Here is a 23,220-nt window from a genome sequence, read left to right on the forward strand (position 1 = left end):
AGGCAAGGAGCCTTGTTATGGAACAAGTGACAACGCAATACAGCATTAAGGTCGTGAAGTACTTCATCGTCGCATCCTTAGTGTGGGCGATCGTAGGTATGATCATCGGCGTGATTCTCGCCGCGCAATTATATTGGCCAGTCTTAAACTTTGATTCTCAATATTTCCAATTTGGTCGACTGCGTCCGCTACATACCTCTGGAGTAATTTACGGCTTCGTCGTGAATATCTTGATGGGGACGTCTTTATACATTGCCCAGCGAACAGGCCATTGTGACTTGTTCAATAAAAGCCTTTCATGGATGGTATTTTGGGGCTGGCAATTCATCTTGTTACTTGCGGTCATTTCGTTACCCGCAGGACACACCAGCTCAAAAGAGTATGCGGAGCTTGAATGGCCAATCGACTTAATGATTGTACTGGTTTGGGTGCTGTATGCGGTGTTGTTCTTTGGCACCCTTGCTAAGCGTAAGGTCAGCCATATCTTCGTGGCTAACTGGTTCTTTGCTGCTTTCATCATCGTCGTTGCAATGATTTTCATCGTGAACAACCTCGCGATGCCTGTGTTGGCGATGAAGTCTTACTCTGTGTTTGCAGGCGCTCAAGATGCGATTGTTCAGTGGTGGTGGGGACATAATGCCGTCGGCTTCTTGCTGACTGCTGGTGTGATTGGTATGAATTACTATTTCATACCCAAAGCAGCGGATCGACCTATCTATTCGTACCGTTTGTCTGTGATCCATTTCTGGGGCTTGGTCGGCTTTTACACGTGGGCCGGAACGCACCATTTGGTTTACTCTTCCGTTCCTATCTGGATTCAGAACATCGGCATCGTAATGTCTTTGATCCTGTGGCTCCCTTCTTGGGCGGGCGCGTTCAATAGTGCAATGACCCTCCTACAAAACAAAGAAAAGCTGAAGTCCGACTACATTCTTTTATTCTTTTTCTCAGCGATTCTTTACTACTGCTTAGCAACATTCGAAGGTCCGTTACTCGCTATTCGCTGGTTCAACATGGTGGCACACAACACCGAATGGATCATAGGACACGTCCATTCCGCGGCTCTCGGATGGGTTGGAATGTCAGGGATAGCGGTTTTTTACTACTTCATTCCACGCTTATGGGGCCAAACCGATCTATGGTCACGACGACTGATTAAATGGCACTTTTGGCTTGCTCATGCTGGCGTCGCCATCTATGCAATAGCACTATGGATCGCAGGCATCGGCGAGGGGTATATGTGGCTCGCTCAAAATGAAAATGGCGAACTGATTTACAGTTTTGTAGAAGCTATGGACTTTAAAGCACCTTGGCTATTCATGCGTTTCTTTGGTGGTGCGCTGTTTGTACTTGGATTGTTCTTAATGGCTTTCAACTTGTACAAAACGGTTCGTATGCCCGCAGTACATGATGCTAAACACACCGTTAATGAGGGGGCTTAAATGATGAGTAAAGACTTTACACATTCAATCGTCATTTTAATTTTGACCACTGTTGTCGTGGCCTCCTTCTCTTTATTGGTTTGGGTAGTGCCTAGCATTGTCCGTGGAGACGATATTGCCAAAGGCAGCTTAGCAATGCCGCTCACACCTCTTGAGTTAGCAGGACGAGACATTTACATCAGTGAAGGCTGTCATGTATGTCACACACAAATGGTTCGCCCTCTAGAGCCAGAAGTGAAACGTAATGGTCGCCCGAATAAAGAAGCCGACGATATTTACGAATTTCCTAACTTGTGGGGTTCTAAACGTACCGGCCCTGACCTCACTAACTTAGGTAGAAAGTATTCTGACCAGTGGCATGTTATTCACCTAACTGATCCTAGAAAAGTCGTTCCTACATCGATCATGCCCTCTTACCCGTGGCTGTTTGAGCAGACGCTTACTGGCGATGATATCAGCGCCAAAATGGAGGTTTTACGTACCTTAGGTGTGCCTTATACCGATCAAGAAATTGGTGATGCCAGATTGCAAGTAAGAGGCAAAACCAAAGGTGAAGCGCTGATTCGCTATTTACAAAGCCTGGGTAAAGATACGTCACAGGAGGTATCACAATGAGCACATTCTGGAATCTATGGGCGGTACTCTTAACCTTAATATTCTTTATTCTGATGGTGTCTGTTGTCGTTAAATACTGGCGTAGCAATCACAAGGCCGATCACGACCACACCATTGGCACCTTTGATGGTATTGAAGAGAAAGATGCACCTCCACCTAAGCTGTTATTTGTAAGCTATGCAGTGGCATTTCTTTTATCTGCAGGCTATTTAGTGCTTTACCCCGGGCTTGGCGAATGGGAAGGATTAGTCGATTGGAAGCAAAGCGACGACAAACTCAGTTCACCATCCACCACTCTCAATGAGCAATTTGCACAAACCAGCGAAACTACGTTAGAGGGATTAGCTGCGGTCCCAGAGATCGTCAATAGCGGTAGGATTCTGTTCCAAACTCACTGCGCTGCTTGTCACCGAGATAATGCTCAGGGACAAAAGCACTTTCCTAACCTAATAGACCAAGAGTGGCTCTATGGTGGCAGTGATGAAGCTGTGATTCATTCGATCGCCAAAGGTCGGAACGGTGCTATGCCAGGTTGGAGCGAAATCATGCGCCCCGATGAAGTGGCTAAGGTTTCTTACTACTTAGCTTCCCTCAATCAACGCCATACCGATGTTCCAGAAGTAAAAGTTAAAGTCGGCAAAGAGCTGTTTGTAAAATACTGCTCGTCTTGTCACGCTGATGGTTCTGTTGCGAACCCAGAGATTGGCGTGCCTGATCTCTCAGACGATATTTGGTTGCACGGCGGCAGTATTGAAGAGATACAACACACTATCAACAAAGGCTTGAACAACCTAATGCCTGCGTTTGATGAGCAGCTCACCGAGAACGAAATACTCGCACTGGGTGCTTACATTAGACATGCGGGCTCAGAGCAGCAACAAAGACTCGCGAACCTAGAAACTCAATCTGTTGAACGTGGTGAATACCTAGCGTATGCCGGTGACTGTGTAGCTTGTCATAGTGCAGAAGGTGGCGAACCCTTTGCTGGCGGCCTACCGTTTGTTACTCCTTTCGGCACAGTGTATTCAACCAACATAACTCCACACACCACCGAAGGGATTGGGACTTATGACTTTGATGACTTCCGAGCCGCGTTAGTTGCAGGTAAAGGTAAAAATGGTTACCTGTACCCAGCAATGCCTTACACCTCTTATCAATACCTCACCGACCAAGACATGGTCGATTTATGGGAATACATGCAGTCAATCACCGCCGTGCCGAGACGCAATGATGACAACAGCATGATGTTTCCATCCAATATTCGCTTAGGTTTGCTTGGCTGGAACATCGTATTCATGGATACCGACCCGATTGATTACGAAGTACCAGAGGTGCTCAAAGGAGAAATTGAGAATGTCGATAAGTGGCAACAAGGCAAGTATTGGGTCGCAGGACTTGGTCACTGTTCGGAGTGCCATACACCACGAAACATTGCCCAAGCACTGATACCAGAACGTATTTTCCAAGGTAACTTGATCGACGGTTGGAACGCGCCTGATATCACAGCTAATGAGCTCTATGTCGATGGTTGGGATGAAGCAACACTCACCGACTTTTTACACACAGGCCATTCAGACAAAGGCACCGCTTTTGCGGGTATGGCTGATGTAGTGAAAAACAGCCTAAGTTTGATGACACGTGAAGATATTGAGTCGATGTCCTATTACCTACTCAGTGGGGACATCAACAACACCATTGCTAGTGATGCCGTTCAGTTACAGCCTAAAGGGTTTGATGAAGCTGCGTATGCCAGTGAAATCTACACCACGTATCGTCAAACTTGTGGGGCGTGTCATGGTGACGATGGTAAAGGTCGCGACCCAATAGCCCCTACTCTGTTGAATAACGGTATTATCATGCACAGTGACCCATTCAATACCATTGCGGTAACGGTGCGCGGCTTGCAACCCACCTATCTCGACAAAGATCGAAACTTCATGCCGATGGCAAGTTTCGAGGATGTATTGTCGGATCAACGCTTAGCCGAGCTAATCACGTTTGTGCGTTTAAACCTTGGCGCCCGAAATGAACCGGTCACGGCTGAGCATGTTCGAGAGGTAAGAGAAACACTTGAAGCAGCAGGTTATGCGGGTGGATTACACACCACACCTGAAATGTACGAAAATCGAGATAAGAACATTAACATACGATAGGCGCTGTAGCTGTGCGTAGCCTATGGGCTCAATAATCAGCGAACAGCACGTAACCTTTATCTTTGCCTAACAAACCAAAAGGAGACCACTGTGTCTCCTTTTCTTTTGCCCAAACCCAAGTTTTCGATGCTTTGCCGTACAACACAATTGTAACTAACTGATTACACAATTAAGCAGAGCTGCACATAATGCGATCAATCTCGCAGAACAAAGATGACACCAAGTGCATAATACGCAAAATTTTCTAAAGATGTACTAAGGACAGTTATGGATACAACTACACTCATCTACGATACGTTGGAAGGCCTGTCGAGCGCAAAGCCACAGCAACACGCTCAAATCCGCCAAAATCTATATAACCAATTAGATTTATCATTTGAGAAGCAGTTGGCTTTATATTCATCAGTTCTTGGTCCAGCAAGTGCTGGTAGATTGACCGACTTGGATAGTGCAGTGATGTCTGCACGCAAGATTGTTGGCTTAGAAAACAGCTAAACAACCTTCAACCTATCTCAACTTTAACGCTGCCATTGTGCAGCGTTTTTTATGGACGCTATTTACAATAAGGACGGTTGGTTACGATAAACGTCGTTAGTTATGATAAGTACGGTTAAGTGCAGTTGGGCCTGTTTTTTAAGTTACACGCATTCTCATTTGGTTAATCTTATGTTCCATTTTTAACAGGTGTGTAACCACAATAATGGCGCTAATGTTAGTAGCACGTTAACCACACATCGGATGGAAGAATCATGAGAGTACTTATTGAATATACACAAACAGGCAAATACCGTGATCATGCGTGGGAAGCACTAACCATTCGTTCAAAAGGCGAAATTCAAGCTGTGACTCCCTCTTATGCGGCTCAACTTATCGAACAGAACCGCGCCAGCTTATCTACTACTGAGAATCAAGATATCGTCATCCAACCTTAATGAGTTTAGGAACTATCCCTCCCGGTTCTTAAATTCTCTGCTTTACTCGCTTTAGTTATCAATACGATACTGAGAAAAACAGAGTTTGATGACATAAAAAAAACGCTGCACGGATGCAGCGTTTTCTTGTTTCTAGCGTATCTTATTTCTAACGTAAATCGTCTAATTATTTTGGCAGGTTTTCTAACGCTTCAACCATCGTCATTAGTTTATCGACAATTCTTTCGCCATCCACTCTCAAACCATTGTGCTCATACTCGTTGGTAATCCACGCTTTCGAATTTGGAATATTCGCCAGTGTTTCACGGCTGTAATCCAGCTCTACATACATATCATCCGCATAAACCGCACATGCCATCGGAACCGTATTCTTGCTCAGTTGCTCTGCGTTATACAAAGAACCCCAATCCGACTTCTCGGCCAACATGTTTGCCGCTTCACGTAATGGCTTCAGCGTTTCTAGTTGGTCGAACATCCATGGGTACACCATTTCTCCGGTAAACCAGAACTCGCTACCCGTTTGGTAGTTAAAGTGTGAGTACTGTTCACGAACTCGATGTGCAGACCAGTTAGACGCTGCACCTTGGCAGTAAATCGATTCATGCAAAATCGCGTAGATTGGGTTCGTTAGGTAGCCCTGCTCTTGCTGCATTTGATTTAAGAAGCTGTAGCTTAACTGCTTGCTTCCGCTCACTTCAACAAACGCACTCTCCAATGTGAAATACATCGGCAGATTCGCTTCTCCGCCACCAAGGTTAATACCAATCAGCTGGAACTGTTCAACTGTAAACACCTGACCGTTTGGCAGTCTCACATCATTGTTAAGCAGGTAATCAGAGATCTCGCGACACATAGCTTGTGCTTGTGGGAACTGAGCAAAGAAAGCTCTGTTTTTGTCTTCTACACGCTTGTAAGTCGCACGATAAACATCGTCAGCTTCTCGTTCAATAGAAGGAATGCCGCCCGTCACATAACAACGCTGCAAGCTCTGTGGGAACAGTGACAAATAGCTCAGTGTACAGAAGCCACCAAAGCTTTGACCAATCGTCGACCATTGCTTAATACCAAACTGTTCACGAATCGCTTCAGCGTCACGAACGATGTTATCCGCTCTGAAATGCGTTAAGTACTCGACTTGTTGTTCTGGAGAAAGGGGCGCCAACGTTTCATGACTGATAACCGTGCTGTTGCCTGTACCACGTTGGTCCAGAAGCAGAACACGATAGCTTTGTAATGCACGCTTTAGCCAACCAGATTGACCGCTCACCCGTGGAGAAGGAAAACCAGGGCCGCCTTGAAAGTAGATCAACCACGGCAGCTCTTGCGCATCTTTAGCGAGATCAACCAGCTCACGTGCGAAGACTTGGATCTGTTGTCCATCTTTGGCTTGATAATCAAGTGGCAACTCGAAAGAGTGCTGACGATACAGGGTGGTTCCATCAATAAAGTTAGCTTGCACGCTTCATTCCTTTTTATCTGATTCTAAAGTCATTGGTACGAATAAAAATGGCGCCCTTTGGCACCCATATGAGCAAGATACGCATAGTAGCTTGTAAATGAAACCGTTTGTTTAACATGAATGTGAAGGTGCTTCGTTTAATTGTTCAATTACCTCTCAACGGGTAACAACGTGTGTCAAAACAGTCAGTTTAGAAGAGGCTGATCCAGCGAGAGAGCAAAAGAATGAGGTAAAGCAAACCCAAAGCGTGAGGCAAATAAAAAGAGCTTAACGAGGTGAGGATTCGTTAAGCTCTTTGGTTTTATCTGTGTTGATAAACTAACTGGCTTACTCGCTGTTAATCTATCGAACCTGTTAGTTCTAATGAACCTAATAAATCGAGCGACTACGAAGCCGTCAGTTCACCTGCACCTTGAGTCGAGCGTTCGCTGCTCTGAACTAGGATTGCGGTAGCGGTCTCTTTCAGTGCCGCCCACTCTCCATCATCCACCTCAATGCCATCGTTCCATGCTTTCTCTTGAGTTTTAAAAAGCGCTTCCGATTCAATGTGTGTTTGGTAGCCATCTGACAAACGTTCGATATCGAAATCCTGGACGGAAAGTTCGATGGTCATATTGTGGATATGTTCGACCGATGCCAGTGGCAAATCTGATAAAAACAGTTCTGGTGCAACGCAACCACGATTAAGCACATACAAAGTGCTCTTAGGGTTAGAGCCGTTATCCCAACGTGCCATGCACGCGATACCCTTCGCAGCCAGTTTTACAAGCTCGCTATATGCCAACCAACGGTTATGGCAGTTATTTAGCTCAATTTTAAGCGTCTTCTTACCAACCATTTTTTCAATCGAGTAGTCCATAATCACAGGAAGATGACACGCCAAACTCGCCTTGTGCAGGTCGACTTCAACCGTATTATCGCTGCGCACCTGAATATCTACAGGGCGGTCGTCTTCTAGCCCGATGAAGTTACTCGCACTGTTAAAATGACGAACACCATCCAAACCGACCATTTGTAAATCTGCCACCATGTTCGCTATCACATCAGCTTCACCACATGTACGACGCATACCTAAAAAGGCTTTATTGACGGCCGCTACCAGTTCATTGTGAGAAACGATCATAACGATTTACCTCCATGTTGGCCTTTCGCCGTTGTGCTGTGAATAGAAACATTTTGCGAACCAGACAGTTCAGCTGCACTTGGTAATATTGGGAACACCCATTCATCCTGATGAATCTCATCAAGCAGCGGTGCGCCTTGGAAAAACGTTACTCGCACCCAACGGTCTGAGCGAGGATCAAACTTAGTCGCACCAAACATCGCTAGCTTGCAACGCAGCAAGTGCATTGGCGGCGAATCTTGATGCAGCACATTCATTTGAATGTCGCCCATCGCTTTGTTACCCAACGTCCACACACGGCGCGCAATTGCACGGTGCTGCGGCTGTTTAACAAGGAATTCAGCCAATGAAAGCTCAGGTGCGAATTGCAATAAAGCATGGTACAAACGGTAAGCTTGACGGCCGATATCCAACGGCAGTTCACGCTCTTCACCCAGTTCTTCACCTCGAACACCGAGTCTTGGCTCTTCTTTGTCTTGAGAGCGATACCAGAACCAGTAGTTGTTCTCTGCTTTTGTAAAATCGGTCGTGATCGCCCAGCGATACTTCTCTTCTAGTACAACAAGAAGATCTTGAATCTTTTTGCCGCTAGGAAGCGACAGTGTTTCGCTGCAATTCATTTGCTCTTGATGGGCGTCCACTAATTCTGGGTACAATTCCATCAAACATGAGATAAGGATTTCTTGGGCTTCCATACTCATTTGCTTAGATTGCTCGACTAACTGCAACCATGTATCACACTGGCTGACAGACGTTTCTAGCGATTGCTCTGTTTCTTTCAAATCATCAACAGCGGCTTTGTTCAGCTCTTGCTGTGTTTCATTGATGGTAACGACTTGTTCTAAATGACAAATCGCTTTTTTAACTAAGGTACGTAGTGGCTCGATCAACGACGTATCAGTCTGATTGGACAACACGTCCGCCAATGCATGTTCACGGGTTGTCATCCACTGATCGACAATACTAGGGTGGTTAATAAGGTATGGCGCCATACCCAAGCCAGTCGCATTACCAACACCAAGGTAACGTTGTAATCCTCGATGCAAGGTAATCGCTTGTTCACCGCCCTGTTGTTCGGCTAGGTAATGAACCCAATCTAGGCTGAACTCACGTAGCATATAAACTGCACACATTTGCGCACTAAATGACTGATTAAAATCTTCATTTTTCTCCAAGATTTTAAAGTCTGCAATGCCAAATTTGCCATTACCATAAACGGCAGTGGTTCTTAGGATGTAGCCTACTTCAGCGAGTTCTTTTGGCGTTGGTTGAACACCTTTCGCCAAGTGACTCACGATGTGTTCAAACACACGTACACTTTTGTTTGCACGCGCTAAAACAAGTACGTTATTTGGATTACGGCCGGCTTCTTGAAGCGGTACATTCGCACGAAGTCTTTCAAGTAGGGTGACATCAACATCACCAAGAACAAGCGCAAACGTTACGTCCCACTTTTCAGCAATTACACGGTCATTTCGTTCGTCATCTGCAATTTCATCGCAAAAAACAACCAAATGATAAACATGGTTTGGCGTCACTAGTTTATAGATAACATGACCAAAACCCTGAGCGTCTAATTGCCATTCATGTTTCGTCACTTTCCATTCTTGCTGCGCCATTTTACGAATCAGAGTTCTTACAAAGCTGATACGTGTTTGGTGCATCGCACCTAGCCTTTCCGGTGCCATGACGACCGTTGCGTCACGTAATGCTGATTCAGTGTAGGTAGAACGATGTGCATCCATTTTGCTCACCACCTTATAGTTATAGGATTTTGCTAGCCATTCAGAACCGATCGTTGCCGTCATTTGAAGCATTCGTTATTACTGTATGCTGGTTAGCTTTCACGTTATGTGGGGCAAGCGAGCTCGCACCTTATTATTTGTCCTGACTAGATCGATTGACCTAAATACGTTGCCGTCCGGTGTATCTTCACCAGTACGGTTTTGCTGTTCCTTTCGGAATTTTTGCATCAGCCTTCTTTCGAAGGCTGATTTTTCTTATTTAATCAGTTTCTTGTTTTACAGAGCCCTTGTCTTACAGAGCCCTTTTCTTTACAAAATCTGTTCTTTAAAAAACCTGTTCTTTAAAAACCTTGCTCTTTCGCCATCTTGATTGCGATTTGAGGCGCATTCCAAAGCGATGGCAGTAAGATTATGGACACCGGTACCGCTGTGATTACAATGAACGATTGCAGCGCAGAGATTCCGCCTGAACCTAGGGAAATCAGAATCAATGCTGTTACCCCCATCATCACACCCCAGAAAGTACGAATAATTGCGTTAGGCTCTGTCTCACCACTGACTACCACACTGATGGTGTAAGTCATCGAGTCACCGGTCGTTACGATGAAGATCGTCGTCAAGATCAAGAACAGAATAGACGTAAGCATTGGCATTGGTAGCTGTTGAGTTACCGCCAGTAGCGCGCCTGGTAAGTTAAAACCTTCAAATGCTTTACTTACACTGCCCGGATCTGCGATTTCAAATGCCAGACCTGAACCACCAACAATCGTGAACCAAAAACAAGTAACAAACGGAGCAACAATACTAATGGTTGTCACCAACTGACGAATACTACGACCGCGTGAAATTCGAGCAATGAAGATTGCCATCATTGGTCCGTAACCTAGGAACCAGCCCCAGAAGAACACTGTCCACCAGCTCAACCAACCTTCGTCACCACGGTAAGTCGCCATTGGGATGAAGTTGTCAATCATGCTGCCTACACCTTGGATGTAGCCATTGAAGATGAAGTTCGTTGGACCAAAGATCAGAATGTAGACCATCAATGCCATTGCTAAAATTACGTTGTAACGGCTTAGCATTTGCATCCCGCGGTTAAGACCACTTAATGCAGACAATGTGTAAAGAACGATAGCGAACAAGATGATGATCAGCTGTGTCGTGAAGCCATCTGGAATACCAAACAGTTCGTTCAGTGCGTAGCTCACTTGCAAGCCCAAGAAGCCAATCGGACCGATGGTGCCCGCTGCTACTGCAACAATACAACATGCATCAATCAGTGCGCCGGTATGACCTTTCAGTGCTCTTTCGCCTAAAACTGGGTATAGCAAAATACGAGGCTTAAGAGGCAAGCCTTTGTCGTAGTGAAGGTGCATAACCACAATAGACGTTAAGCTACCAACGATTGCCCATGCGAGAAAACCCCAGTGCATAAACGATTGTGATAATGCGTTTACTGCGCCTTGTTGTGCGTTTTCTTGTGCGCCATACAACGGTGGAGGACTCACATAGTGTGCGATAGGCTCTGCTGCCGCCCAAAACACACCGCCACCCGCAAGTAACGTACAAAAGATGATCGCCATCCAGCGGAAGCCGTCCATCTCAGGCTTATCGATGCCACCTAGGATAACCTTGCCTGTTCGCCCTGCCGCTAGGCCAAGACCAATAAGAAAAGTCAGAAGAAGAAGCATTTGCCAATATGGGCCGAACACTTTTACAGACCATGCAAAGCCGGTATTTACTAGGGTAGACAGCAGCTCGCCATCAAACAAAGCAAGGGCTACAAACAGAGCAATAAAGCCGCCGCTGTACCATAGTGCTGGGTTGGTTAGTCCTAATTTGTCTGACGTAGATTCAGACTGTGTATTTTGGCTTGTTGTATTACTTGCTGTGTGTGTTTGACCCGCATTTACGTTTGAAGATTTCACGCTATTGGTTAAATCAGACATACTCTGACTCCAGAGGTTTCTTTGCAGCTGTCACTTTAATGATGACTACAAGAGGTGTATTTAACACCTGCCCTATTGTTTTTTGTGTTGGGCAGGCTAATCCATGTTTGGGTTACCGCGTTACGAAATAGACCGTTGTTCCTTTTGAATAGTGAAATTGGTTAAAACAGCACGTCTAAATGAACGTTTATTAGAAGGCTGCTAATTCGATGATTGCTTGTGAAAAAACACTTAACCCTTGCTTTGAGGCTCTAGGCCATCTTTCAAGAAATTAAACCAGTTTTCTCCCAAGACTTGCCCAGCTTCAGATTCGCTAAAACCGTGACGCATCAATCCGTTATAGATGTTTTCCATACCCGCACTACCACAGAACCAAGGCAGCGCATCTGGCCAACCTGAGTTGTTCGCAGAGCCTTCACCGTAGTCCATTGCTTTAGACCAACGACCATTTCTCATCCATTCAAGAACGGCTTGAGGTTGGTTTAAGCATAGGTCACTACCAATACCTAGGTGTTCTACGCCGACCATGTCAGCAGTCGTTGCAACCATTTGGCAGAAATCTTCCAACGTACATTGGCTGCCGTTTGGTAGGTGGAATGGGTATAAGCTGAATCCGATTAAGCCACCGCGTGCGGTTAGGGCTTTAATCACATCGTTTGATTTGTTTCTTAGTGCATCATGAGCAAACGTTGGGTTCGCATGGCTGATACAAATAGGACGAGAAGACAGGTCAATCGCCTCAAGCGTTGAACGCTCGGCACTGTGAGACATATCGATGATCATGCCCACTCGGTTCATCTCTTCGATTGCTTGCTTACCAAAGCGAGTAATACCGGTGTCGTTCTTCTCGTAGCAACCTGTCGCCAATAAGCTCTGGTTGTTGTACGTCAATTGCATGATCAAAAGACCCTGCTGACGCATCACTTCGATAAGACCAATCTCATCATCGATTGGAGAACAGTTTTGAGCCCCTAGAAAAATGCCGACTTTGCCCGTCGCTTTTGCAGTTTCAACATCAGCCATTGAATGAATCGGCATGATAATGTCTGCGTTCTGCTCGAATCTTAAGTTCCATTCTGCAAAGCGAGATAAGGTTTCACGAGCTGTCTCGTGGTAAACCGCGGTAGCGTGAACTGCTGTAATGCCGCTCGCCTTTAGTGTTTGGAAATATTCTCTGTTCCAATTGCAGTATTGCAATCCATCTATAACAATCCGTTGCTGGTACATAACCACTCCTATTGAAAGCTCAGTGTTCTAGCTCGGTTTTGAAAACACGCTCAAATAACATGTTTTCAAAAATGGGTTAAATCACTTGTCTAATTTCGTTTGCTGCTTTGGTTGGGATGTTGGCCTGACTCTGTGAATCAGGCCAATTCGATAGCAGGATAGCTTGGGACTTAATATCCTCAGCTATCCAATTCTTATATAGAATGTTGATTAGTAAGGACGCTGGTAAGCTGTCTTCACTACTGTGTAGAACTCTTTCGCGTACTGACCTTGCTCACGAGGACCGAAGCTAGACTCTTTACGACCACCAAACGGTACGTGGTAATCCGTGCCTGCTGTTGGTAGGTTCACCATCACACAACCTGTTTGCGCTTGTTGCTTGAACATTGCGCTAGTACGTAGGCTTTGAGTAATGATGCCGCCCGTTAGACCAAAGCGAGTATCGTTTGTTGTCGCAATCGCTTCTTCTAGGTCAGCGACACGAATCACGCTTGCCATTGGTGCAAACACTTCTTCTTGGTTCACTTCCCAATCGTTCTTAGTGTTCAAGAACAGCGTTGGAGACATGTAGAAGCCTTCGTGTTTCATGCTTAGGCGTTCGCCACCAAATGCTAGCTCACCGCCGCTTTGACGTGCTTTCTCAACCCAACCTAGGTTTACTTCAAGTTGGTTACCATCGACAACAGGGCCCATGAATACGCCGTCTTCTAGTGCATGACCCACTTTAAGCTCGCTCATACGCTTGATCAGTGCTTCAACGTATTGGTCGTGAATGCCATCCATAACCACTAGACGAGAAGATGCTGTACATTTTTGGCCTGCGCCAGAGAACGAACCTGCGATAGTCGCATCAACAGCTGTTTGGATATCAGCATCATCAGCAACCACAAGTGCGTTCTTACTGCCCATCTCTAGTTGGCAACGAACGAAGTTTGGCGCTGTAGCCGCCGCAACCTTACGACCTGTATCAACAGAACCGGTAAAGCTCACACCGTTCACTTCTTTAGAGTTGATCAGTGCATCACCTACTTTCGAACCGCTACCTAGAACAAGGTTAAACGTGCCTGCTGGCATGCCTTGGCGGTGGATAATCTCAGTTAGCGCAACCGCACTTGCTGGTGTTAGGTTTGCTGGTTTCCAGATAACGCTGTTACCGAAAGCAAGCGCTGGAGCGATTTTCCAAGCAGCAGTCGCTGTCGGGAAGTTCCAAGGAGAGATGATGCCGATAACACCCACCGCTTCACGAGTCACTTCTACAGAAACGCCTGGGCGTACTGATTCTGCGTTGTCGCCAATTTGACGAAGCACTTCAGCCGCAAAATACTGGAAGAACTGACCTGCACGGTAAATTTCACCACGACCTTCAGCAAAAGGCTTACCTTCTTCACGAGAAAGCAACGTACCTAGCTCGTCACAACGCGCAATCAGCTCATCACCAATCGCTTGAAGTACCGCTTGCTTACGTTCAATCGGCGTTTTTTCCCACTCTGGTTGAGCGTGCTTAGCCGCTGAAATCGCCTGTTGAACTTGGTCAGCACTTGCTTGTGCGAAGTTACCGATGTTTTCAGAAATATCTGATGGGTTAATGTTCGCAACGGTGCTTACACCCGCTTGCCATTCGCCGCCGATGTAAAGTGCGTTTTCTGCTTGAACATTCTGTAATTGAGTCATCATTCTGTCCTTGTAACGGTTAGGTTGCGGTTGAGTCTGGCAACCATCTGGTTAATTAATAAACTGTTAATATTCAGGTAATTAATTGCTAAAATAAGATGTATATTTTGTTTCTAAAATGAACCAAGTCGCTTGCATCAATAAACCACTTCAATTTAAAAGAGTTTTGATCCGCAAATAGCTTTAGTTCACAGTCTGATTATTCAGGTTGAGACGCCGATGCATAAACCACGAACTCGACCAGCATCTCTTCTCTTGCTAACCCTGCAACGACGACCGCAGCACGGTTTGGATAAGGTGCATTGAAGTATTCTCCGTATACGCTGTTTACCGTTTTTAGATATTCACGGTCTGTCACGTAAATCAGAACTTGCAGCACTGAATCCATAGATTCGCCTGCACACTCCAACGTATGAACAAGGTTGTTAAAAGTCTGACGCGTTTGCGCTTCGATACCGCCTTCTACTACTGCGCCAGTTTCATCAATTGGAATCTGCGCTGTGTATAGAGTGCCGTTATTAACGATTGCCCACTCTAGTGGTGCTTTTGAAGCAAAAAGCTCGGTTTTTACTGGGTGTTTTTTAGTTTGTGCGTTCACGATTCCATCCAACTTTGTAACAACTATGTTTCAAGATGGTTAAATACTGCGCCTTGACGGCTGATAAATCTAACGGTAAATTTTGTGCATTTGATAAATAAAATCTATCACCTTTCAAAAAGTAAGGTATAGCAAGGGCTAGAGAAGGATCAGTGCCATGAGTATTAAGCTACAACAGTTAAAACATTTTGTTTTAGTGGTCGAAGAAGGCGGATTTCGAGCGGCATCTCACCGTGCAAATCGATCGCAAGCGGCACTTTCTACGTCGATAAAAGAGCTGGAAAAAATACTCGGCCAGCCACTGTTTGAAACAGGCAACAAATCAACCCTGACACCTTTCGGGGAAATATGCCTTCCAAAAATCATTCAATTCCTGAATGTTTACAAGGCATTAGACAATGACCTGCGCGCAGCCGCGGCAGGACAACAAGGAAGAGTTCGAATAGCGAGCGTGCCATCGGTCGCCGCAAAATTAATCCCTAGTGTTTTAGGGGCTTTTTGTGAGCAGTACCCTAATGTAGAAGTCAGCTTGATTGATGATAATGCGGCAGGTGTGGAAGCGAGACTATTGTCTGGAGAGGTGGATGTTGCCCTAGGAAATAGCTCCCATTTAGAAGAAGAGAGCATCGACTTCACACCTTTACTTTCCGATCCTATCGGTGTGGTCTGCCTCAAAGACAACCCTATCGCCTCTCAAAAAGAGGGAATCGAATGGCAAACTTTGTTAAAACAACCCTTCATTCGCAACGGGACTTGTACCCTGCTTGACCCAACACCCGCCCGAATGCTCAGTGAACAAGCTCTGTACTCAGTAGAGAACATCACTTCGTTGTTTTCGGTGTTAGAACTCGGGATAGGCGTCACCACACTACCTAAGCTGGCTTTCCCAACCAATGAAACCCGTTTGGTTTGGATTCCATTGATTGACCCGCCCTTACAGCGTCAGATCGGTATTTTCAGATTGTCTGATCGTACGATCTCGCCACAAGCGCAGGCTTTTCATGACTTATGTATTCAATATTTAAGTTATGAGGACTAATAGAGGGACATGATTGAGTTTGTTTGCTTAAAAAGCGGTTGTTAGAGCAACACATCAAGAAATTCCAGCTCGAATCTCCAGACTTTTGACCTTTCTATCTTGGGCTTAGTGCCCTAACCTTCAGATTTTTGCCCTATCTTCAGCTCATTTCATCCATGTGAGGAGCTGAATTTCTTCCATCATATTCATCTTAAACGCCGATTTATCCGCTTCGAATCGCTTGAAAGACGTTAAGAATGAAGTCGTGACAAACTATTTTGAAAAATAATCACTTCCAGATAGAGAACGCCGTATAGATAAATAACTCAATGTACGAAGGCTTTCATCGCTGACTAAAACTGACTTTATCCACTTGTAGAATGGCACTCAATAATCAACTTATAAATGACGCTAAGTGTTTGAATATGCTTAATTGATAAGATCGTAACTTGCCAAATTTACGTCTAAAATTTTCACATAAAAGCGCCCCTTTCCGCTGAAAATAAAGCATTTAAAATTTTCATGAATAAAGTTATTCAACTATTACTTTCATAAATGAAAAACACTCATTTCAAAAATGGAATTATTGATGTCGATATTTGTCGTTTTGATCACATAATTTTAGGCGTAGTTTATATTTTGTCGAAACGATAGCGAATTAGTTTTTATCGTTTAATTTCGTCAGGAAATATAAAGCCAGAAAGATTATTTCTTTGTTAACAAGTAAAGGTTTATTAACAAGTCAAATTGCTATTAACAAGTAAGTGCTAGTAACAAAACATATTCAAACTGTGTTTTATATTAACTTACACTGTTAAATATAGGGTTTTATTATGAGGCTTAATGGGATAAGTAGCGACATCCTTGTTGCTGCTAAAAGAGTTGTTCTCTGCCAAATAGTATTAGCCGTCGGTGTAGTTTTATATGAAGTGTTTTTTGGTAATAAAGTAGATATGGAGTCTTCAGCTTTGGGTGTCGTAATCGCGATGTTACCACCGCTGTTTGGTTTTATATATGCAAGCCTAAAGGTGCACAAGAATCCTAATTATAGTTTACGTGACTTAATGCAAATGAGTCGTGTCGTGAAAATAACCTATACGTTCTTAATGTTTATCTTGGCATTCCAGTTTTTTAAATTGGATAACCCAGTAATATTATACGCGTATATTTTCACAATGATTGGGTACTTCTTAACACCATTTATTACTGCCTCTACAAGATCGGAGTACGTGTAGTATGGATCAAGTCACTACCGCTCACGAATACATAGAGCATCACTTAACCTTCTTAACTACAGGTGATGGTTTCTGGGCGTTCAACATTGACTCAATGTTGGTATCTTGGATCACGGGTTTACTGTTTATTGGAGCTTTTCGATATGTAGTGACCAAGGGCACTAGCGGTGTTCCAGGTCGTTTTCAATGTTTTATCGAGCTTATCTTTGATTTCGTTAACAACCTAGTCAAAGAGATTTTTCAAGCGGAGGATAAACTAATAGGGCCACTGGCATTAACCACTTTTGTTTGGGTGCTGTTAATGAATGCAGTCGACCTATTACCAATTGATTTAATACCAGGGTTAACTCGTGCAATAGGTTTAGAACACTTTAGAGATCTACCGACAGCGGATGTAAATATTCCAATATCGATGGCACTCGGTGTGTTTATTTTATTGTTAACTTATACGTTTAAAAATAAAGGTTTGAAAGGCTTTATCAAAGAGCTAACTACTCAGCCATTTGATAACCCTCTTTTATATCCTGTTAACTTTGCTCTTGAATTAATAACATTAATTTCAAAGCCAATATCGCTAGGATTACGATTATTCGGAAATATGTATGCAGGCGAGATGATATTCATCCTTATCGCACTAATGCCTTGGTGGATGCAATGGGCACTAAGTGTTCCATGGGCCTTATTCCACATATTAATCGTATTCTTGCAAGCATTTATATTTATGGTACTGACCGTTGTTTATTTAGCAATGGCAACAGAAGAACACCATTAATTAATAACTAAAAAATTAACTAACACATTATTTATCGGAGATACAAATGGATATCGTAAGCGCAGTTTTATATGTAGCAGGTGCATTACTGATCGGTTTAGGTGCAGCAGGTGCGGCATCTGGTATTGGTAACTTAGCAGGTAAATACCTTGAAGGTGTTGCTCGTCAACCAGACCTTACTCCAATGCTTCGTACTCAATTCTTCATCATGATGGGCCTTGTTGATGCTGTACCGATGATCGGTGTTGGTATCGGTCTATACATCATCTTTGCCGTTGCTTAATTAAAAGCTTTGAAAAGATCGATTTGTAAATAATCAAGATTTAGTGAGGAAGGTATGAATTTAAATGCCAGCATGTTTGGTCAAGCAATCTCATTCGTGATTTTTGTTTGGCTATGCATGAAATATGTATGGCCCCCTCTCACCGCGATGTTAGACGAGCGCCAAAAAGAAATTGCTGATGGTTTACGCCACTCAGAGAATGCAGCGAAAGAGCTAGAACTAGCAAAATCAAATGGCGCACAAATCGTCGCAGATGCGAAAAAAAATGTGACCGAACTGATTGAGCAAGGCAAGAAACGCCGCAACGAAATCATCACCTTAGCTCACCAAGAAGGCGAGCAAGAAAAGGCACGCATCTTAGAACAAGGTAGAGCTGAGCTAGAAGGCGAACGTCAAAAGTTACGCCGTGAACTTCAGGCGGATATGGCAGATGCTGTTATTCAAAGTGCACAGAAATTGATCAGCAAAAACCTAGATTCTGAAACGAACCGAGCGTTAGTTGATCAAATGATAAGCGAACTCTAAACGGAGGCAATATGTCAGATTACACCAATATTGCTCATCCCTACGCTAAAGCATCGTTCGACTTTGCTTTAGGTGAAAACAAGTTACAAGAGTGGCACTCAATGCTGTCCATTCTTGTGACGGTAGCGGAAGAAGAAACGATCGCTAAACAGATTTCATCAGCAGAAGGTGTTCACACACAGCAATCTGAAGAACTGGTCAATCTCATCATTCACGTTTGCCAAGGACTTGTTGATGACCACGTCATTAATCTCATCAAAGTCTTGGCTGAGAATGGCCGTCTTGCAGTGATCAGAGACTTGTTTAACTTGTTCAGCGACCTAAAGGACGAACATGAACGTGTAATCCCTGTCACTGTCACCAGTTCAGAGTTGCTTACACAAGATCAAGTTACATCACTCACTGCTGCACTTGAGAAGAAATTAGAGCGTCAAGTTGAAATGGAACAGGTTATTGATGACTCGCTGGTTGGCGGGATCGTAATCAAGGCGGGTGAAACCGTCATCGATGGTTCATTGAACACATCAATTAACCGATTAGCTCATCAACTTCACGCGAGATAGGTAACAATTATGCAATTAAATTCAAATGAAATCAGCGACCTGATTAAAGATCGCATCTCGAAATTTAATGTGAGCACCGAAGCTCGCAACGAAGGCACCATAGTCTCGGTTCGTGATGGCATCATTACCATTAATGGCCTTGCGGATGTCATGCAGGGTGAGATGATCGAGCTTCCAGGTGGCAAGTACGCTCTTGCACTTAACCTAGATACCCACTCAGTCGGTGCCGTAGTTATGGGCCCCTACACTGACCTCTCTGAGGGTATGAAAGTAAAAGGGACAGGTCGTATCTTGGAAGTACCTGTCGGTAACGGACTGCTTGGCCGTGTCGTGAACACACTAGGCGAACCTATTGATGGCAAAGGCCCAGTAAGTTGTGACCGACTAGACCCAGTAGAAGTGATTGCACCGGGTGTAATCGAGCGTAAGTCCGTCGATCAGCCAATTCAGACAGGCTATAAAGCGGTCGACACCATGGTGCCTATCGGTCGTGGTCAACGTGAACTTATCATCGGTGACCGTCAGACTGGTAAAACGGCACTCGCTATCGATGCGATCATCAATCAGAAAGATTCTGGCATCAAATGTGTGTATGTGGCTATTGGCCAGAAAGCCTCTACTATCGCAAACGTTGTTCGTAAACTCGAAGACCACGATGCACTTAAAAACACCATCGTTGTTGTGGCATCAGCATCAGAATCAGCAGCGCTTCAATACCTAGCACCCTATGCAGGTTGCACAATGGGTGAATACTTCCGTGATCGCGGTGAAGATGCACTGATCATCTACGATGACCTATCAAAACAAGCCGTCGCTTACCGTCAAATCTCATTGCTACTTAAACGCCCACCGGGTCGTGAAGCCTTCCCTGGCGACGTATTCTACCTCCACTCACGCCTACTAGAACGTGCAGCACGAGTGAATGCAGAGTATGTAGAGAAGTTCACGAACGGTGAAGTGAAAGGCCAAACAGGCTCATTAACAGCGCTGCCTATCATTGAAACTCAAGCGGGTGACGTATCTGCGTTTGTACCAACCAACGTAATCTCAATTACTGATGGTCAGGTTTTCCTACAAACCCAACTGTTTAACTCAGGCCTACGTCCTGCTGTTGACCCAGGTATCTCGGTATCTCGTGTGGGTGGTGCTGCTCAGTGCAAGATCATCAAGAAATTGTCTGGTGGTATCCGTACATCGTTAGCTCAATACCGCGAATTAGCCGCATTTGCTCAGTTCTCTTCTGACTTAGACGACATGACGCGTAAGCAGCTTGACCATGGTGAGCGTGTAACCGAACTCATGAAGCAAAAGCAATACTCGCCTATGTCTGTCGCTGAGCAAGCAACGGTTATCTACGCAGCAGAAAAAGGCTATTTGGCTGACGTAGAGTTGCACAAAGTTGCACGTTTTGAAGAAGAGTTAATTGCTTACGCAAAAGGTCAAAACCCAGAATTGTTCGACACCATCAACGCTAACGGTGACTACAACGACGAGATCGACAGTGCACTTGCAAAACTTCTCGGTGATTTTGTAGCGTTGAAAGCTTGGTAAACGCTCCGGTTTGTTGGCTGGAAATCAAAACAAATTAGGAGCAGATAATGGCAAATACTAAAGAAATTCGCACCAAGATAGGCAGTGTTAGTAACACTCAGAAAATCACCAGTGCAATGGAGATGGTTGCGGCAAGTAAGATGCGTAAGGTTCAAGACAATATGACGCTAACACGTCCATATGCCGAGAACATGCGCAAAGTTATCTCTCATGTCGCATCAGGGTCGCTGGAATACCAGCACCCCTATCTTCAACAGCGTGAACCAAAACGTGTTGCTTACATCATTATTTCGTCCGATCGAGGCTTATGTGGTGGCTTGAACTCTAACCTGTTCAAGAAAGTGCTAGAAGAAATGGAACAGTGGCGTACCAAAGGTGTTGAGGTAGAAACCACCTTAATTGGTTCAAAAGCTATCTCATTTTTCCAACGCAGCGGCAATGTTATCGCGCAAACGTCAGGTCTTGGTGACGCGCCTAAATTAGAAGACATCTTAGGTACAGTTAACGCGATGCTAGGGCATTACGACGACGAAAAAATCGACAGTTTGTATCTCGTTTATAACCAGTTCATCAACACCATGGTTCAAGAACCAACGACCTTACAGTTGCTACCCCACCCCTCAGATTCTGAGGCTGATGGCGGTACGAAAAAAGCGCGTCGTTGGGACTATATCTATGAGCAAGCACCAAGAGACATCCTCTCTGAGCTGTTACATCGATACATTGAATCGCAAGTTTATCAAGGCATCGTAGAGAGCATTGCCTGTGAACAAGCAGCCCGAATGGTAGCCATGAAAGCGGCGACCGATAACGCAGGCCAACTCATCGATGATTTGCAGTTGGTTTACAACAAAGCGCGACAGGCTGCCATTACCCAAGAACTGAGTGAAATAGTCTCAGGTGCTCAAGCTGTCTAAGGGCAGAAAGAGTGGGTCAGAATAGAATTTGAGGATTTAGAGATGAGTGTTGGAAAAATAGTTAAAGTTATCGGCGCGGTGGTAGACGTCGAGTTCAGCGGCGGCAACAGCCCACGCGTTTATGATGCATTGAAAGTGACGAGCGAAGAAGCAAGCTCGCTCGTATTAGAAGTTCAACAACAGTTGGGCGGCAGTATCGTTCGTTGTATTGCAATGGGTACGTCAGATGGCTTGCGCCGTGGCCTCACGGTTGAAAACACAGGCTCTCCAATCACGGTTCCTGTGGGCGAAGAAACCTTAGGCCGTATCATGAACGTGCTTGGTCAGCCAATTGATGAATGTGGTGAAATCGGCCAGAAAGAAAGCTACGAAATTCACCGTGAAGCCCCTTCTTATGAAGAACAAGCAAACAGCACTGAGCTTCTAGAAACAGGCGTTAAGGTTATCGACCTTATCTGCCCGTTCGCGAAGGGTGGTAAAATCGGTCTGTTCGGTGGTGCTGGCGTAGGTAAAACCGTCAACATGATGGAGCTTATCAACAACATCGCCAAAGCTCACTCAGGTCTCTCTGTATTTACCGGTGTTGGTGAACGTACTCGTGAAGGTAACGATTTCTACTACGAGATGAAAGAAGCTGGCGTACTAGACAAAGTTGCCATGGTTTACGGTCAAATGAACGAGCCACCAGGAAACCGTCTACGTGTTGCACTTACAGGCCTGACTATGGCTGAACGCTTCCGTGATGAAGGTCGTGACGTACTGTTGTTCATTGATAACATCTACCGTTACACACTGGCGGGAACAGAAGTATCAGCTCTGCTAGGACGTATGCCATCAGCAGTAGGTTACCAGCCAACATTGGCTGAAGAGATGGGTGTACTTCAAGAACGTATCACTTCGACTAGACAAGGCTCTATCACGTCTATTCAAGCAGTATACGTACCTGCGGATGACTTGACCGATCCATCGCCAGCAACAACCTTTGCTCACTTAGATGCAACCGTTGTACTGTCGCGTAACATCGCTGCATTAGGCCTCTACCCTGCAATCGACCCATTGGATTCAACATCTCGCCAATTGGATCCGCTTGTGGTTGGCCAAGAGCACTACGACATTGCACAAAAAGTACAAACAACGCTGCAACGCTACAAAGAGCTAAAAGATATCATCGCGATTCTTGGTATGGACGAGCTATCGACTGAAGATAAGCAGACCGTATCTCGCGCTCGTAAGATTGAACGTTTCTTAACTCAGCCTTATCACGTAGCCGAAGTATTTACTGGTCAGAAAGGTGTATTTGTACCGCTAAGTGAAACACTAAGAGGCTTTAAAGGTCTATTAGGCGGCGAATACGACGATATTCCAGAACAGGCATTCTTGTACTGTGGCTCTATCGACGAAGTGCTTAACAAAGCAAAATCACTCTAAAAAGGTAGGTGCAT

21 protein-coding genes are annotated in these 23,220 nt (G+C 44.8%); 14 read left to right on the top strand and 7 right to left on the bottom strand.

Going from position 1 to position 23,220, the window contains the following annotated elements:
• Positions 1 to 17 precede the first annotated feature (17 nt).
• The 5 genes from ccoN to AC3CHU_RS24165 all read left to right on the top strand — a co-directional run bounded on the left by ccoN (position 18) and on the right by AC3CHU_RS24165 (position 5,142).
• Positions 18 to 1,442, top strand: coding sequence for a cytochrome-c oxidase, cbb3-type subunit I (ccoN, locus tag AC3CHU_RS24145; RefSeq protein WP_488525884.1), 1,425 nt, complete (start codon positions 18 to 20; stop codon positions 1,440 to 1,442).
• The gene (locus tag AC3CHU_RS24150) at positions 1,443 to 2,057 is read left to right on the top strand and encodes a cbb3-type cytochrome c oxidase subunit II (RefSeq protein WP_488525885.1); all 615 of its coding nucleotides are present in this window, start codon (positions 1,443 to 1,445) and stop codon (positions 2,055 to 2,057) included.
• Entirely contained in the window at positions 2,054 to 4,210 is a 2,157-nt protein-coding gene (locus tag AC3CHU_RS24155; protein WP_488525886.1) for a c-type cytochrome, read from the top strand. The genes AC3CHU_RS24150 and AC3CHU_RS24155 overlap by 4 nt, the downstream gene beginning before the upstream one ends.
• A gap of 267 nt (positions 4,211 to 4,477) precedes the next feature.
• On the top strand, positions 4,478 to 4,705 hold the full coding sequence (locus AC3CHU_RS24160; RefSeq protein ID WP_004730426.1) for a PAS factor family protein: 228 nt from the start codon (positions 4,478 to 4,480) through the stop codon (positions 4,703 to 4,705).
• Between the two features lie 254 nt (positions 4,706 to 4,959).
• On the top strand, positions 4,960 to 5,142 hold the full coding sequence (locus tag AC3CHU_RS24165) for a hypothetical protein (protein WP_004730424.1): 183 nt from the start codon (positions 4,960 to 4,962) through the stop codon (positions 5,140 to 5,142).
• A gap of 166 nt (positions 5,143 to 5,308) precedes the next feature.
• On the opposite strand, the gene AC3CHU_RS24170 is transcribed toward AC3CHU_RS24165, so the two are convergent.
• The 7 genes from AC3CHU_RS24170 to AC3CHU_RS24200 all read right to left on the bottom strand — a co-directional run bounded on the left by AC3CHU_RS24170 (position 5,309) and on the right by AC3CHU_RS24200 (position 14,914).
• Positions 5,309 to 6,601: an alpha/beta fold hydrolase gene (locus AC3CHU_RS24170; protein ID WP_488525887.1), complete on the bottom strand. Its 1,293-nt coding sequence runs from the start codon at positions 6,599 to 6,601 to the stop codon at positions 5,309 to 5,311.
• Between the two features lie 385 nt (positions 6,602 to 6,986).
• Positions 6,987 to 7,724 carry a DUF3726 domain-containing protein gene (locus AC3CHU_RS24175; protein ID WP_004730420.1) on the bottom strand — a complete coding sequence of 246 codons (738 nt, stop codon included), beginning with the start codon at positions 7,722 to 7,724 and terminating at the stop codon, positions 6,987 to 6,989.
• Positions 7,721 to 9,532, bottom strand: a complete 1,812-nt coding sequence (locus AC3CHU_RS24180; protein ID WP_488525888.1) for a hypothetical protein — start codon at positions 9,530 to 9,532, stop codon at positions 7,721 to 7,723. The genes AC3CHU_RS24175 and AC3CHU_RS24180 overlap by 4 nt, the downstream gene beginning before the upstream one ends.
• Before the next feature lie 278 nt (positions 9,533 to 9,810).
• Positions 9,811 to 11,418: a BCCT family transporter gene (locus AC3CHU_RS24185; RefSeq protein ID WP_488525889.1), complete on the bottom strand. Its 1,608-nt coding sequence runs from the start codon at positions 11,416 to 11,418 to the stop codon at positions 9,811 to 9,813.
• A 231-nt stretch (positions 11,419 to 11,649) separates the two neighbouring features.
• Positions 11,650 to 12,645 carry a membrane dipeptidase gene (locus tag AC3CHU_RS24190; protein WP_029222845.1) on the bottom strand — a complete coding sequence of 332 codons (996 nt, stop codon included), beginning with the start codon at positions 12,643 to 12,645 and terminating at the stop codon, positions 11,650 to 11,652.
• A gap of 210 nt (positions 12,646 to 12,855) precedes the next feature.
• Positions 12,856 to 14,316: an aldehyde dehydrogenase family protein gene (locus AC3CHU_RS24195; protein ID WP_488526337.1), complete on the bottom strand. Its 1,461-nt coding sequence runs from the start codon at positions 14,314 to 14,316 to the stop codon at positions 12,856 to 12,858.
• A gap of 199 nt (positions 14,317 to 14,515) precedes the next feature.
• Positions 14,516 to 14,914 (bottom strand): RidA family protein, encoded by a 399-nt coding sequence (locus tag AC3CHU_RS24200; RefSeq protein WP_004730412.1) that lies wholly within the window; start codon positions 14,912 to 14,914, stop codon positions 14,516 to 14,518.
• A gap of 157 nt (positions 14,915 to 15,071) precedes the next feature.
• Between AC3CHU_RS24200 and AC3CHU_RS24205 the strand changes: the two genes are divergently transcribed.
• The 9 genes from AC3CHU_RS24205 (at position 15,072) to atpD (ending at position 23,206) form a co-directional block, all read left to right on the top strand.
• Positions 15,072 to 15,953, top strand: coding sequence for a LysR family transcriptional regulator (locus AC3CHU_RS24205; protein ID WP_171330088.1), 882 nt, complete (start codon positions 15,072 to 15,074; stop codon positions 15,951 to 15,953).
• Positions 15,954 to 16,765: 812 nt separating this feature from the next.
• Positions 16,766 to 17,167 carry a hypothetical protein gene (locus tag AC3CHU_RS24210; protein ID WP_004730409.1) on the top strand — a complete coding sequence of 134 codons (402 nt, stop codon included), beginning with the start codon at positions 16,766 to 16,768 and terminating at the stop codon, positions 17,165 to 17,167.
• A gap of 1 nt (position 17,168) precedes the next feature.
• Positions 17,169 to 17,939, top strand: a complete 771-nt coding sequence (gene atpB, locus AC3CHU_RS24215; protein WP_488525890.1) for a F0F1 ATP synthase subunit A — start codon at positions 17,169 to 17,171, stop codon at positions 17,937 to 17,939.
• Between the two features lie 46 nt (positions 17,940 to 17,985).
• Positions 17,986 to 18,222 carry a F0F1 ATP synthase subunit C gene (gene atpE, locus AC3CHU_RS24220; RefSeq protein WP_004730405.1) on the top strand — a complete coding sequence of 79 codons (237 nt, stop codon included), beginning with the start codon at positions 17,986 to 17,988 and terminating at the stop codon, positions 18,220 to 18,222.
• Positions 18,223 to 18,276: 54 nt separating this feature from the next.
• A complete protein-coding gene (locus AC3CHU_RS24225; protein WP_171307887.1) occupies positions 18,277 to 18,747 on the top strand; it encodes a F0F1 ATP synthase subunit B in 471 nt (156 codons plus the stop codon).
• Positions 18,748 to 18,758: 11 nt separating this feature from the next.
• Positions 18,759 to 19,310, top strand: a complete 552-nt coding sequence (locus AC3CHU_RS24230) for a F0F1 ATP synthase subunit delta (protein WP_009844933.1) — start codon at positions 18,759 to 18,761, stop codon at positions 19,308 to 19,310.
• A 9-nt stretch (positions 19,311 to 19,319) separates the two neighbouring features.
• Positions 19,320 to 20,861 (top strand): F0F1 ATP synthase subunit alpha, encoded by a 1,542-nt coding sequence (gene atpA, locus AC3CHU_RS24235; protein ID WP_016794807.1) that lies wholly within the window; start codon positions 19,320 to 19,322, stop codon positions 20,859 to 20,861.
• 47 nt (positions 20,862 to 20,908) lie between these two features.
• On the top strand, positions 20,909 to 21,778 hold the full coding sequence (gene atpG / locus AC3CHU_RS24240) for a F0F1 ATP synthase subunit gamma (RefSeq protein ID WP_286301292.1): 870 nt from the start codon (positions 20,909 to 20,911) through the stop codon (positions 21,776 to 21,778).
• Between the two features lie 42 nt (positions 21,779 to 21,820).
• Positions 21,821 to 23,206 (top strand): F0F1 ATP synthase subunit beta, encoded by a 1,386-nt coding sequence (gene atpD / locus AC3CHU_RS24245; RefSeq protein WP_004730394.1) that lies wholly within the window; start codon positions 21,821 to 21,823, stop codon positions 23,204 to 23,206.
• Positions 23,207 to 23,220: the final 14 nt, after the last annotated feature.

The sequence above is a fragment of the Vibrio sp. QJM3NY_39 genome (assembly GCF_057785895.1).